The organism is Amycolatopsis tucumanensis (genome assembly GCF_021654135.1).
Classification (GTDB): domain Bacteria; phylum Actinomycetota; class Actinomycetes; order Mycobacteriales; family Pseudonocardiaceae; genus Amycolatopsis_E; species Amycolatopsis_E tucumanensis.
Window position 1 is genome coordinate 16,782 of record NZ_JAKGSD010000079.1, and the last position, 13,591, is coordinate 30,372.

A 13,591-nucleotide genomic window follows, 5' to 3' on the forward strand; every position below is an offset into this window, starting at 1 on the left:
GCATGCTGGACGGGCTCACCGCGACGCTGGTGGCGCACCGCTTCTACGTGCTGGGGCAGTCCAAGATCGAAATCGCCGCCGACTTCGGGATCAGCAGGTTCAAGGTGGCGCGGCTGATCGACGCGGCGTTGTCGCAGGGCCTGGTGCGGGTGGAGTTCGCTCCCCCGGCGCCGGTCGACGTGCGGCTGTCCGACGAGCTGCGGTCCGCGTATGGGCTGCGGCAGGCGTTCGTGCTCAATCGAGCGGCGAGCACGGGGCCGCGTCCGCAGGTGCGGCGGCAGATCGGGGCGTTCGCGGCGCAGCTGCTGTCGGAGACGGTCACCGAGGACGACGTGGTCGGGTTGTCGTGGGCGCGGTCGGTGAACGCGATGGCGGCGGCGGTGCGGCGGCTGCCGAAGTGCCCGATCGTGCAGTTGTGCGGGGTGCAGGCCGGGATGGACATGCGGGACCGGTCGGTGGAGACGGTGCGGCACGTGGCGGAGGTGTCGGGCGGGGACGCGTACCCGATCTACGGGCCGCTGGTGCTGCCGGACCGGCGGACGACGGAGATCCTGCGGCGGCAGCCGGGGATCGCGGAGACGTTCGCGCAGTTCCCGCGCCTGACGAAGGCCGTGGTGAGCATCGGCGCGTGGCTGCCCGGCGAGTCGACGGTGTACGACGCGGTGTCCCCGGCCGAACGCGAGGCGATCACCGCGCGGGGCGCTCGCGCGGAGGTCGCGGCACGGCTGTTCGACGGCGAGGGGAAGCCGCTGTCGACCGGGCTGGCGCACCACGTGCTGGCGATCGACACGGCGGAGCTGCTGAAGGTGCCCGAGGTGATCGCCCTCGGCTACACGGCGCCGAAGGCGGAGGCCATCGACGCCGTGCTGCGGTCGGGGCTGGTGTCGACGCTGATCACGGACACGCCTGCCGCGGAAGGCGCGCTACGCCTCCGCCAGGGCTGACCGGCTACTTCACCCACTCTGGGGTGCCGGGTCCGCCACGCCCGGGCACTGTGTTGGCCGGCACCATGGCGGCTACTCGCGGCACCGCGTTGCCGTTCCATGCCCGGTCTAGACCGCTCCCGGCGGCGTCTTGGCACTCCCGGCGCCGCGCCGGCCCTGCGCCGTGGTGGGCATTCCCGACAGCGTGTTGCCCTTCCGCGCGGAGATTTCACCGACTACGGCGCCCAGTTGTCACGGCCGGCTTCGCTCCCGGCACTGATCAAGCCGCCGGCGGGGGCCGCACGTGTCGGCCATCCCGGCCGTGTTCGCCCCTCCGGGCAGCGAGTTGGCGCTCCCCCGGCATGTTCGCCACTCGCGGCGGCGAATCTGCCTCGCAGGACCGCTACTTCACCCGCACCGGCAGCGTGTCCACGCCGTAGACGATCGACGTCCGCCGGTAGCTCAACTGCTCCGGCTCGACGTCCAGCCGCAGGTCCGGGAAGCGCCGCACCAGCGCCGGGTACGCGGCACGCAGCTCCATGCGCGCCAGCTCCGCCCCGATGCACCGGTGCGCGCCCCAGCCGAAGGCCAGGTGCTGCGTCGCCGGGCGGGCGGGGTCGAAGGACTCCATGCCGTCGCCGAGGGCGGCGTCCCGGTTGGCCCCGCTCAGCGACACGAACACGATGTCGCCCTTGGCGATCTCCTGCCCGCCGACCGTGACGTCCTCGCGCGCGAACCGCGGGAACGCCACCTGCACCACCGTCAGGTACCGCAGCAGCTCCTCGACGAAATCACGCGCGGCGTCGTCGGAGTCGCGCACCAGTTCGAACGCCCGCCGGTCGCGCAGCAGCACGATCGCGCCCAGCGCCAGCATGCTCGCCGTCGTCTCCAGGCCGCCGGTCAGCACACCGTCGGCGAGACCGGCCAGCTCCTGGTCGGAGATGTTGTCGCCGTGCTCCTTGACCAGCATGCCGAGCAGACCGTCACCGGGCTCGACGCGCTGCTTCTTCACGATTTCGAGCAAATAGGACAGTGACTCCGAGATCGCCCCGAACGAGGCGCCCGCACCGGCGAACAGGTCGAACCGGACCGTGCTCAGGCGCTGGAAGTCGTCACGGTCCTCATAGGAGACGCCGAGCAGTTCGCAGATCGTCAGCGACGGGATCGGTAGCGCGAACGACTGCATCAGGTCGACGGTGCCGCCGTCCTTCTCCATCGCGTCCAGCTGCTCGGCGATGATCTCGTCGATGCGCGGCGTGAGGCGGTTCAGCCGCCGCATCGTGAACTCCGGCGTCAGCATCTTGCGCAGGCGCGTGTGGTCCGGCGGGTCCGCGAACCCGAGCCCGCCGGGGTTCTGCTCGGCGGAAAGCCCCGCCTTGCCGACGAGGTTGGTGTAGTCGTTGCTGAACTTGTCCGTGGCGGCGAGCACTTCCTTCGCCTCGCCGTACCCGGTGACCAGCCACGCGGTGATGCCGAAGGGCAGCGGCAACTTGCTGACCGGCGCCTCGGCCCTGGTGGCGCCCAGTTCGGGCACGGGGTCCAGGCCGTCACGGCGCAGCGGCATGAGCGCGGAATCAGGCAGGACCGAGAGGTCGAAGCCCTTTTTCTGCGCTCTGGCGAGGTAACGGCGGCCCACCCAGGAAACCACACGTGCGCGAAGCCCCATGGCCGCAGATTACACGCGGAGTCCGACGATTCCGGCGTCGCAAGAGAAGTCACTCGCGCAGGTGGTGCAGGTCACCCACTAGGTCGGTGTCTGGTCTGGACCCGGGTGGGGCGGGTACATCGTGGCGTCACGACAACCAGGGGAGTGAGCCGTAATGCCTGACAGGGCCCGCCTCGGGACGGTCGCCGCCGCGGTGTGCGTCCTCCTGCCGTTCGGCCCGGCGGTGGCGAACGCCGCGCCGGCCGAAACCGTGCTCGCGCAGGAGCAGCTCAGGAACATGCCGCAGGGGCTGTGGGGGCTGCTGGGGTTGCTGGGACTGTTCGGCCTCGTGGGGCTGGCCCGCCGCGGGCCGAAGCGCAACGCCAAGAACCCGCTGGCCGGCTACTCCGGCGAGGACGAGGTGGCCCAGGGACGTCACCAGGCGCCCGCGCCGCGCGGTGGGTCGCCGATGGACATCCTGCCCGGGCAGAACCCGCAGGTCGAGCGCCCACCGGCGGTCGCGATGGACGCGGCGGGTCAGCGGCCGGAGGCAGCCGCGCCGATGCCCGACCCGCGACGGCCGGTGAGCAAGACGCCGGCCGACGTGCCGATGCCGTCGTACATGTCCTCGCCGTATTCCGCGGAGAGCCAGCCGGCGCACAGCTCGACGGGAGCGGCTTACGGTTCCGGCGCGATGCCCGGCGGGGCTCAGTACGGGGATGGCAGGTCGGCGATGTTCGCCTCCGGTGACATGCCCGCCGCGGCTCAGTCCAGCTACGCCTCCGGGGAGATGCCCGCCGCGGCGCAGACCGGCGATAGCAGGTCGGCGACGTTCGCCTCCGGCGAGATGCCCTCCGGAGCACAGCCCGGCTACGCCTCCGGTGACAGCAGGCCGGCGGCCGTCACCTCTGGGGAGATGGCCGCCGCGGCGCAGCCCAGCTACGCCTCGGGCGAGATGGCCTCCGGCTACGCCTCCGGCGAGAGCAGGCCGGTGACGTCCAGCTCCAGCGACATGCCGTCCGGCTACGCGGCCACGGATGGGACCCGGCCGGCCTACGGCTCCGCGGACGTCCAGCCCGCAGGCCAGTCACCCGCCTCCGGGGAGGTGCCCTCGGCGGCACAGGCGTGGGCGAGCACGGACACGCCGTCCGGGGCGCAGCCCGCCCCCGAGATCCCGTCCCCGGCGCAGCCCTACGCGCCCGGGCGGCAGCCCGCGTACGCCGCCGCGGAGGCGCAGGTCGCCTCGCCGATGGACGTCGCGCCCACGGCCCCGACGCCGGCGCTGTACCGCCGCAACCCGGAGCCGTTCCCGCAGACCGACCAGGACCCGCCGCCGCAACAGCCCGCGGTCCCGCAGCAGCAGGGCACTTTCGCCGGCCTGCCGCGCTACCCGGAAACCGCCGCCCCCGAGCCCGGCCCGCCCGACACCGGCCCCCGGCACCGGCGTTGAGGGGTGGCTCCTGGCCGCGGCCTGCCGCGGCCAGGAGCCACCGGACCTACCGGCGGTAGCGCGCCCGGGATGCAAGTTCGAGTAGCTCCGCAGCAAGCTGGGCAAGACCGCCAGCCGCACGCCGGGCACCCCGGCCGCGCGGCGGCAACACCGCCAGCCGCACGCCGGACAGCACCACCATCCACGCGCCGGACACCCCCGCCGCACGCCGGACACCACCCCCAACCGCGCGCGGGACAGCACCGCCAGCCGCGCCGGTCCACGTCAGCCGCGAGGGGCCTCAGCCTCCGAGTTGGTCCACCGCCGTCACGCGGACCACCGCTGCGCCGGCCTCGTCGGAGGCCGCCAGGTCCACCTCGGCGCTGATGCCCCAGTCGTGGTCGCCCGCGGGGTCGTCGAAGATCTGCCTCACCCGCCAGACCTCGGGCTCCTTCTCGATGATCAGCATCGCCGGGCCGCGGGCGTCCGCCCCGGTTTCGATCCGGTCGTGCTGCTCGTAGTAGGCCTCGAGCGCGGCTTCCCACTCGATGTCGTTCCAGCCGGACGCCGCGTCCAGCTCCCCCAGCTCCGCGTACGCCCGCCGGGCGGCCAACTCGACGCGCCGGAACATCTGGTTGCGCACCAGCACCCGGAACGCCCGCTCGTTGCCCGTGACCGGCGGCGGCTTCTCCGGCAGGCGCTCCGCGGGCACCGGCTCCTCCCCCGGATGCCGCAGCGCCTCCCACTCGTCCAGCAGGCTCGAGTCGACCTGGCGCACCATCTCGCCGAGCCACGCGATCAGGTCCTCCAGCGGCTCGGTCTTCGCCTCGTCCGGCACCGTGCGCCGCAGCGCGTCGTAGGTGTCCGCCAGGTACCGCAGCACCAGGCCCTCCGACCGCGCGAGCGAATAGAAGTTGATGTACTCGACGAAGTTCATCGCCCGCTCGTACATGTCCCGCACGACCGACTTCGGCTTCAGCTCGTAGTCGGCGACCCACGGGTGCCCGCGCCGGTACGTCTCGTAGGCCGCCTCCAGCAGCTCCTCCAGCGGCTTCGGGTACGTCACCTCGTCGAGCAGCGCCATCCGCTCCTCGTACTCGACGCCCTCCGCCTTCAACGCCGCGACCGCCTCGCCGCGCGCCTTGAACTGCTGCTGCGACAGCACCGGCCGCGGGTTCTCCACTGTGGACTCGATCACCGACACCACGTCCAGCGCGTACGTCGGCGACTCGGTGTCCAGCAGCTCGATCGCGGCCAGCGCGAACGGCGACAGCGGCTGGTTCAGGGCGAAGTCCAGCTGCAGGTCCATCGTCAGCCGCACGATCCGGCCCGTCGAGTCCGGTTCGGACAGCCGTTCGACGACGCCCGCGGCCACCAGCGCGCGGTAGATCGCGATGGCCCGGCGGATGTGCTTGCGCTGCGACGGCCGGTCCTCGTGGTTGTCCTCCAGCAGGTGCCGCATGTGCTCGAACGCGTTGCCCGGCCGCGAGATCACGTTCAGCAGCATCGCGTGGCTCACCTGGAAACTCGACGTCAGCGGCTCGGGCGGCGACGAGATCAGCCGCTCGAACGTGCTCTCCGTCCAGTTGACGAACCCCTCGGGCGCGCTCTTGCGGACGATCTTGCGCTTCTTCTTCGGGTCGTCTCCCGCCTTCTGCAGCGCCTTCGCGTTCTCGATCACGTGGTCCGGCGCCTGCACGACCACGTACCCGTCGGTGTCGTACCCGGCCCGGCCCGCGCGCCCGGCGATCTGGTGGAACTCGCGTGCCTTGAGGTGCCGCTGGCGCACCCCGTCGTACTTGGTCAGCGCCGAGAACACCACCGTGCGGATCGGCACGTTGATGCCGACGCCGAGCGTGTCCGTCCCGCAGATCACCTTCAGCAGCCCGGCCTGCGCGAGCTGCTCGACCAGCCGCCGGTACTTGGGCAGCATGCCGGCGTGGTGCACGCCGATGCCGTGCCGCACCAGCCGCGACAGCGTCTTGCCGAACCCGGCGGAGAACCGGAAGTCCCCGATGGCCTCGGCGAGCGCGTCCTTCTCGGCGCGGGTGGTGACGTTGATGCTCATCAGGGCCTGCGCCCGCTCGATCGCGGCGGCCTGCGAGAAGTGCACGACGTAGACCGGGGCCTGCCCGCCGGTGAGCAGTTCGGTCATCGTCTCGTGCAGCGGGGTGAGCGCGTACCGGTAGGTCAGCGGCACCGGCCGCTGCGCCGACGTGACCACCGCGGTGGTGCGGCCGGTGCGACGGGTCAGGTCCTTCTCGAAGAAGGTGACGTCACCGAGGGTGGCCGACATCAGCACGAACTGCGCGTTCGGCAGCTCCAGCAGCGGCACCTGCCACGCCCAGCCACGGTCCGGCTCGCTGTAGAAGTGGAACTCGTCGGCCACGACCTGGCCGACCGGGGCGTCGGCACCGAACCGCAACGCGATGTTCGCCAGGATTTCCGCCGTGCAGCAGATGATCGGGGCATCCGGGTTGACCGCGGAGTCGCCGGTCATCATCCCGACGTTGTCGGCGCCGAAGATCTCGATGAGCTGGAAGAACTTCTCCGAGACCAGCGCCTTGATGGGCGCGGTGTAGTAGCTCCGCAGGCCGTGGGCCATCGCGGTGAAGTGCGCACCCACCGCGACCAGGCTCTTTCCCGAGCCGGTCGGGGTGGACAGGATCAGGTTGGCGCCGGAGACGACCTCGATCAGCGCCTCTTCCTGCGCCGGGTACAGCTCGAGCCCGCGTTCGGCCGTCCAGGCCGAAAACGTCTCGAACAGCGTGTCGGGATCGGGATCCGCTGGTAGGAGGTCTGAGAGGCTCATCGTGGGTACCATCGTGCCACCCGCGGCCGGAGAGCAGATGGGGCCCATCGCGGCCGGTCCCGTCAAGCCGTAGGCTTCCCACACACAGGTGTAATCCGGAGGGCTTTCATGGCACAGGACATCGTCCCGATCGAACTCGGGCTGCCGCAGGGGGACCTGGTGACCCTCTGGGCCCCGCGCTGGCGGGAGGACGGCGAGGAGTGGGAGGCCTTCCTCGGTGACGAGGAGGATCTGTACGCCTTCCCCGACGCCGCGCACCTGGCCGCGTTCGTCCGCACCGCCGAGCAGCACGACCTGATCGACCACCCGGCGTGGAACGCGGTCCCGGCGCTGAACGTGCCGGAGCTGATCCCCGACGACGACCACTCCTACGACCTGGTCGGCGTGCCCGAGCTGGTCGCCGAGGACCCGGACTCGTGGACGATCAGCGAGCTGGCCGAGATCGTCGGCATCGTGCGCTCGCTGGCCGACGTGTGCGAGCTCGACGAGGTCCACGAGGTGCTGGACGCCACCGAGGGCTTCTCGCTGCTGGAGCAGGGCAGGCTGCCGTTCACCGGCCGCGAGGGCGAGCGCCTGTGGAACGACCTGTCCGAGGCCGTGTCCGAGAAGTGGGACACCGTGCTGGACGCGATCGACGGCCTGGTCAAGGTGCCGGACGTGGACGCCGGTGTGCTCGAGCAGACCGCCGAGGAGCTGGCCACCTTCCTGGAGGAGTCGGCCGAGGCCGAGGTCGAGTCCGAGCAGGCCGACGAGGACCTCGACACGGTCGAGAGCACCGACGCCGACGACGAGGAAGAAGAGGACGTCCCGGTCGGTTTCTGGGGCGAGGTCGGCATCGACCCGATCAAGATCATCACCGCCGGCGACGAGTACTACTCGCTGCGGTGCTACCTGGACGACGAGCCGATCTTCCTGGGCAGCGACGGCCGGATCGACGTGTTCAAGTCGGAGAAGGCGCTCGCGCGGGCGCTGGCCGACTCCGCCGCGTTCGCCGACTCCGACCTGGCCGAGGTGTCCACTTGGGACGAGGTGCTCGCCAAGGCCACCGCGGGTGAGCTGGAGGTCGAGGTCGACACCGAGAACACCTACGTGCTGGCCGGCCTGGACGAGGACCTGGCCGAGGGCCCGGACGCGATCGACCCGACGCAGCTGGACCTGGCGGTCGAGCTGCTCACCGACGCCGCGGACTGGGCGGGCGACGACACGGTGGCCGCCGCACTGTCCACTTCGGAGAGCCTGGGGTGGCTGGTGTCGTTCGTGCTGAAGCCGGACCCGGGCCGGCTCGCGCCGAGCGCCCCGTTCGACACCGAGCAGAGCGAGTGGCGCAAGCTGGTGGAGGCCTTCGAGAACCGGCTGCGGGTGCACTGACCCGTCACGGACCGAGCAGGCGCGCCGCGTTCCCACCGAGGACCGCGGCGCGCACTGTTTCCGACGGCGTGACGCGCTCGACCAGCGCGCGGGCCAGCGCCGGGTCGCCGTAGGGCGCGTCCGAGCCGAACAGCGTCCGGTCCGGCACCTCCGCGATCGCCAGCCGCACGGAGAACACCAGGCTCGCCGTCGACAGCTCCAGCCAGAGGTTCGGGGTCTCGCGGACGAGCTCGATCGCGTCGATCCAGTGCGTCCCGCCGAGCTGGCTGATCACCAGCGGCGTCCACGGGTACTTCCGCGCGAGCGCGCCGATGGTCGCCAGGTCGTCGGCGGTGGTCGGGGCCGCGCCGTGGACCACCACCGGCAGGCCGTCGGCGGCGCGGAGCACCGGTTCCAGCAGGTCGGCGCGGCCGGGCGGCGGGGTGAGCTCGCCGATGCCGTGCCACATCCGGCCGGTCTCCTCGACCGCGGCTGCCACGTCCGGCCCGGACAGGTCCACCGAGCCGAAGCCGAGGAACCGGTCCGGGTGCGCGGCCACCGCGTCATCCAGTTCGCGCAGGGCCGCGGCCCTGCCGTCGCCGCTGCCGGCCAGGCTCTGCGACAGCACGGCCATCTCCGCCTTCAGCTCGTCCAGTGTCATCGCGCGTTCGGGGTGCGGGCGGGTCGCGAACAAGATCGCTTTGTCGACACCGGCCTCGTCGAGGAGGGTGAGGTGCTTCTCGACCGGGTCGTGCACATGGCTGTGAGCGTCGATGATCAAGGTCTTCCTCCGGGAATCGTGGTACTCCCGGCAGTGTTGATCCCTGACATGGTGGGAAGGTCAAGTGATGCTGATCGGTGAGCTCGCTAGGCGCACCGGGACGACCGAGCGGCTGCTGCGGTACTACGAGCGCGTGGGGTTGCTGACCGCTCAGCGCCGCGACAACGGGTACCGCGAGTACGACCCCGGCGCGGTCGAGCGCGTCCGGCAGATCCGCGAACTGCTCACCGTCGGCCTGCCCACCCGGGAGATCCGCCGCATCATCGACTGCGCCAACCCGGACGGCACGCTGGACGCCTGCCCCGGCGTCCTGGACACCCTGCGCGCCCGGCTCACCGAGCTGGACGCCCGCGCCGCGGAACTGACCGCCGCACGGGCCGCGCTCCGCCAGGCGATCACGACGACCGAGTCTCGGCTCGGACCGGCGTGAGGCCGATCGCCAGCACCGGGAACACCGCGGCGACGCAGAACGCCAGCGCGTAGCGGGAATCGCCGATCACCAGGCCCAGCAGGGGTGGCGTGAGGGACGCCGCGATGTTCTGCGCCGTGTTCTGGGTTCCCATCGCGCGCCCCGCCCAGTCGATCCCGGCCAGCTCCGCCGACGCGGTGAACCCGAGCCCGTTGTCCGCCACCGTGATCACCGCGGCCAGGACCAGCGCGAACAGCACCACCCACATCCAGCTCACGTCGCCGACGGCGACCAGCAGCATGACCGCCGCGCTCGCCATCGCCAGCTGCCGCATCGGGCGCAAGCGGCTGCCCACCCGGTCCGACCAGTACCCCGAGACCAGACGGCCGACCGCGCCCAACACCTGCACCGCCGCCAGGAACCACCCCGCCGCCAGCGCGCTCCAGCCATGCGCCGACACCAGGTACACCGGCGCGAACGCGGACACCGCGAACTGCGGCACCACCAGCAGCGCGCTCGCCCCGTGCAGCCGCCACAGCGTCGGCGTCCGGTACGGCGACGCCGGCTTCGGCGCGCCCGGCTTCTTCTCCGGCCGCGGCGGGTCGATCACCAGCCACGCCACCAGCGCGGCGACCACCAGCCCGAACACCGCCGGGAACAGCACCGCGGACTGGAAGCCCCAGTGCTGCGCCAGCGGCGGCAGGGCCAGCGCGGCGACGCCGACGCCGAGCGGCTGCGCGGTCTGCCGCACCCCCATCGCGGTGCCCCGCTCGTCCGGGCCGAACCAGCCCATCACCGCGCGCCCGCTGGCCGCGTTGACCGACGCGGTCAGCGCCCCGGCGAGCAGGAACAACGCGAACAGCACCCCGGTCGACGGCGTCACCAGCGAGGTGACCAGCAGCAGCGCCGACGACGTGCCGAGACCGATCGCCATGACCAGGCGCTCGCCGTAGCGGTCGGCCGCCGCGCCCCAGGCGATCAGCGTGAACAGCAGGCCGATGCTCGGCGCGGCGACGATCGTGCCCGCCTCCGCGAGCGTCAGCCCGGCCGCGCGCATCTCCGGCACCAGGAACGGGATGCCGTAGAGGAACGAGCAGCTCGCGGTCTGGGCCGCGAGGCCGAGCGCGAGGATGCCCCACCGGCGCCTACTCCTCGTGTCCAGCCCCGCTGCCCGGCTCATCGCGACCATCCCAAGATGTGAGAACTTGTTCTTACATCTTGGACTTTACTTGCCGACGCTAACGATCACAAGAGCTTTCAGACCAACTCGGCGTAGCCCGGTTTGATCACGTTGTTGATCAGGTCGAGCCGTTGATCGAAATCGAGGAACGCCGACTTCATCGCGTTGATCGTGAACCACTGGAAGTCGGACCACCCGTAGCCGAACGCGTCGGCGAGTGCGGCGAACTCGCTCGACATCGAGCAGCCGCTCATGAGCCGGTTGTCGGTGTTGACGGTCACCCGGAAGCGCAAGTCCGCGAGTAACCCGATCGGATGGTCGGCGATCGACGCGGCGGCGCCGGTCTGCACGTTGGAGGACGGGCAGATCTCCAGCGGGATGCGGCGGTCGCGGACGTAGCTCGCCAGCCGGCCGAGGTGGACCGTGCCGTCCGGATCGCGTTTGATGTCGTCCACGATCCGCACACCGTGCCCGAGCCGTTCGGCGCCACAATGCTGAATCGCCTCCCAAATGGAAGCGAGTCCGAACGCCTCACCGGCGTGAATGGTGAAATGCGCGTTATTGGTGCGCAGATATTCGAATGCGTCGAGGTTGCGAGTGGGCGGGAATCCGGCCTCCGGTCCCGCGATGTCGAACCCGGCCACTCCGGAGTCCCGGTAACGCACCGCGATCTCGGCGATCTCAGCCGCCCGGGCGTGCTGACGCATCGCACACAGCAAAGTACCCATTCGGATGACTTTTCCCTGCTGAGCGGCTCGACGCTCACCCTCCGCAAACCCCGCCTGGACGGCCTCGACGACCGCGTCCAGCGACAGGCCGCGCTCGACGAACAACTCCGGCGCGTAGCGCACCTCGGCGTAGACGACGCCGTCGTCGGCGAGGTCCTCCACGCACTCCGCGGCCACCCTGACCAGCGCTTCCTCGGTCTGCATCACGCCGCAGGTGTGGGCGAAGGTCTCCAGGTAGGACTCCAGGGAGCCGGAGTCGGCGGCGTCGCGGAACCAGCGGCTCAGCTCGGCCACGTCCGTCGTGGGCAGATCGCGGTACCCGAGGGCGTCGGCCAGTTCGATCACGGTCGCAGGACGGAGTCCTCCGTCGAGGTGATCATGGAGCAGTACCTTGGGCGCCCGCCGGATGTTTTCCATGGTCAGGGGCGCTCTGGTGGCGTTGTCGGACATGCTCCGACGGTACCCCCGCGGCGGTCACCTACATGGACGCGCGCGGTCGCGACTCTCAGCCTCCACTCAAGCTTCAGACCGCCGCCCGGCGGCTCGCATTCGGCCGGTCGGGGTGACCACGACGTTCCCGCCTTTACGGGGGCGATACCCAGAGCAATTCCGCAATGGTTAAGCTTCGCCCACGTCCCTCTTTCCCCGCCGACGAAGGACACCGAAGTGACCACTGATAACCACATTGGAGCTCCGTCCTTCGACCGGATGCGCAACATGCTGGTGCGCGCGGCCGAAGTCCGCGAGAGCGAGCAGCAGCAGATCTTCGACGCGCTCGACGACATCTACGCGCGGCTCGCTCCGGTCGACTCGCTGGGCGCCGTGCGCAAGCGGCTGTCGGAGCTGCCCGACCGCACCGAGGTCGGCGTGCTCGCCGAGCGCCTGGACGAGGCCATGTCGCGCCTGGAGGCGCAGGACAACGCGCTGGCGGACCTGGCGCGCGCGGTGGAGAGCATCGTCGACAAGCTGGCGAAGCCGTTCGCCCAGCTCGACGGCCGTCTCGACGGTGTGGCCGCCCGCTTCGAGGGTGTCGCGGGCCGGATGGACGGGCTCGAGGACAAGCTGGAGAACATCCACCGCCGCCTCGACGACCTGAACGGGCACCTGGACAAGCAGGACGCGAAGCTCGACGCGCTGCCGCAGGCCGTGCACGGGCCGGTGAAGGAGCGCATCGAGATGGCCGAGTCCATCCTGCGCGACCGGGTCGACTCGGGCATGAGCGAGCTGCGCGAGCGGGTGGACAACGGCGTCGGCGAGCTGCGTGAGCGCGTCGAGAACGGCCTGTCCGACCTGCGCGGCCGCGTGGACGAGGCGGACAACCAGCACCGCGAGCGCGTCGAGGCGGCCACGCAGGCCCTGCGCGGCGCGATCGACGAGACCGGCGAGATGCTGGACCCGACGGAGCGGCTGGAAGCGCTGTCCGCCCGGCTGGAGCAGATCACCGGCCGCCTGGACGACCTGGCCGGCCGGATCGACAAGGTCGACGAGGGTGTGGCCGCGCAGTTCGGCGACCTCGGCGGCGCGGTCAAGAGCGGTTTCTCGCGGGTCGAGGGCACGCTGTCCAGCCGCCCGGACACTGAGTCGGTGGGTTCCCTGGTGCGCCGCAGCAACGAGGAGTCGGAGCGGCGCATCGGCGGCCAGCTCGACGAGGCGATGGCGACGTTCGCGGAGCTGATGCTGGGTGGCGGCCCGTCGGTGCCGCAGATCGCCCCGCCGCCGCCCGCGCAGCGCCAGCCGCGCCGGGCCCGCAACGGCCGGGCGCCGAAGAACGCCGACGTGAAGCCCAAGTCCGAGGGCGACGACACCGAAGCCTGAGTTCTCGTGGATCGGCCCCGGGCGTGCCATGCCCGGGGCCTTTTCCGTGTCTAGGCTCGGGGCATGTTGCGGTTGGGAATCCCGGTGCTCGGTGTCGACGACCTCGCGCGGGCGGAGGCGTTCTGGACGGAGGCGCTCGGCCTGCGCGCGACGAGCTCGTGGGAGAACCCGAACTGGCGCACCCTCAGCGGCGACGATGGTCCGGTGCTGGGGCTGATGCGCAGCGAGACCCCGGTGCAGCGCCATCCGCGGATCCACCTGGACCTGTTCGTGGAGTCGGCGAACGAGCAGGCCGCCGAGGTGGCCCGCCTGGTGGGATTGGGGGCGGCGAAGGTGGAGTGGGATCGCTACCCAGAGGACCCGGACTTCGTGGTGCTGGCCGACCCCGAGGGAAACGTGTTCTGCATCGTGGACCTGGGCCACGATGCAGCGACCTGAGGGCGCCTCTGGGGGTGTTCGAACCGCAAGCCGGCAACGAAAGCAAGCCGACTACCCCAACCAGACCTCCCCCGCCCCCGATCC

At 71.2% G+C, this 13,591-nt stretch carries 11 protein-coding genes; 6 read left to right on the forward strand and 5 right to left on the reverse strand.

Going from position 1 to position 13,591, the window contains the following annotated elements; genetic code table 11:
- Positions 1 to 2: 2 nt before the first annotated feature.
- Positions 3 to 944 (forward strand): sugar-binding transcriptional regulator, encoded by a 942-nt coding sequence (locus tag L2C96_RS41025; protein WP_237339949.1) that lies wholly within the window; start codon positions 3 to 5, stop codon positions 942 to 944.
- A 382-nt stretch (positions 945 to 1,326) separates the two neighbouring features.
- On the opposite strand, the gene L2C96_RS41030 is transcribed toward L2C96_RS41025, so the two are convergent.
- Positions 1,327 to 2,589, reverse strand: coding sequence for a cytochrome P450 (locus L2C96_RS41030; protein WP_237339941.1), 1,263 nt, complete (start codon positions 2,587 to 2,589; stop codon positions 1,327 to 1,329).
- Between the two features lie 154 nt (positions 2,590 to 2,743).
- Between L2C96_RS41030 and L2C96_RS41035 the strand changes: the two genes are divergently transcribed.
- Positions 2,744 to 4,018, forward strand: coding sequence for a hypothetical protein (locus L2C96_RS41035; protein ID WP_237339942.1), 1,275 nt, complete (start codon positions 2,744 to 2,746; stop codon positions 4,016 to 4,018).
- Between the two features lie 280 nt (positions 4,019 to 4,298).
- Here the strand turns inward: L2C96_RS41035 and L2C96_RS41040 are convergent, their stop codons facing one another.
- Positions 4,299 to 6,809, reverse strand: a complete 2,511-nt coding sequence (locus L2C96_RS41040) for a DEAD/DEAH box helicase (RefSeq protein WP_237339943.1) — start codon at positions 6,807 to 6,809, stop codon at positions 4,299 to 4,301.
- Positions 6,810 to 6,917: 108 nt separating this feature from the next.
- Here L2C96_RS41040 and L2C96_RS41045 point away from each other — a divergent pair, with 108 nt between their 5' ends.
- Complete coding sequence (locus tag L2C96_RS41045) at positions 6,918 to 8,177, forward strand: SatS C-terminal domain-containing protein (RefSeq protein ID WP_020421804.1); 1,260 nt, start codon at positions 6,918 to 6,920, stop codon at positions 8,175 to 8,177.
- A gap of 4 nt (positions 8,178 to 8,181) precedes the next feature.
- Here the strand turns inward: L2C96_RS41045 and L2C96_RS41050 are convergent, their stop codons facing one another.
- On the reverse strand, positions 8,182 to 8,937 hold the full coding sequence (locus L2C96_RS41050; protein WP_237339944.1) for an amidohydrolase family protein: 756 nt from the start codon (positions 8,935 to 8,937) through the stop codon (positions 8,182 to 8,184).
- Positions 8,938 to 9,004: 67 nt separating this feature from the next.
- Here L2C96_RS41050 and L2C96_RS41055 point away from each other — a divergent pair, with 67 nt between their 5' ends.
- Entirely contained in the window at positions 9,005 to 9,367 is a 363-nt protein-coding gene (locus tag L2C96_RS41055) for a MerR family transcriptional regulator (RefSeq protein ID WP_237339945.1), read from the forward strand.
- Here the strand turns inward: L2C96_RS41055 and L2C96_RS41060 are convergent.
- Both L2C96_RS41060 and L2C96_RS41065 read right to left on the reverse strand, forming a co-directional pair.
- Positions 9,333 to 10,526: an MFS transporter gene (locus L2C96_RS41060; protein ID WP_237339946.1), complete on the reverse strand. Its 1,194-nt coding sequence runs from the start codon at positions 10,524 to 10,526 to the stop codon at positions 9,333 to 9,335. The two genes, L2C96_RS41055 and L2C96_RS41060, sit on opposite strands and share 35 nt — an antisense overlap.
- A gap of 77 nt (positions 10,527 to 10,603) precedes the next feature.
- On the reverse strand, positions 10,604 to 11,704 hold the full coding sequence (locus L2C96_RS41065) for an adenosine deaminase (RefSeq protein ID WP_027936420.1): 1,101 nt from the start codon (positions 11,702 to 11,704) through the stop codon (positions 10,604 to 10,606).
- Between the two features lie 216 nt (positions 11,705 to 11,920).
- Between L2C96_RS41065 and L2C96_RS41070 the strand changes: the two genes are divergently transcribed.
- On the forward strand, positions 11,921 to 13,069 hold the full coding sequence (locus tag L2C96_RS41070) for a coiled-coil domain-containing protein (protein WP_027936419.1): 1,149 nt from the start codon (positions 11,921 to 11,923) through the stop codon (positions 13,067 to 13,069).
- Positions 13,070 to 13,132: 63 nt separating this feature from the next.
- Positions 13,133 to 13,507, forward strand: coding sequence for a VOC family protein (locus tag L2C96_RS41075; RefSeq protein ID WP_237339947.1), 375 nt, complete (start codon positions 13,133 to 13,135; stop codon positions 13,505 to 13,507).
- The last annotated feature ends 84 nt before the right edge of the window (positions 13,508 to 13,591 follow it).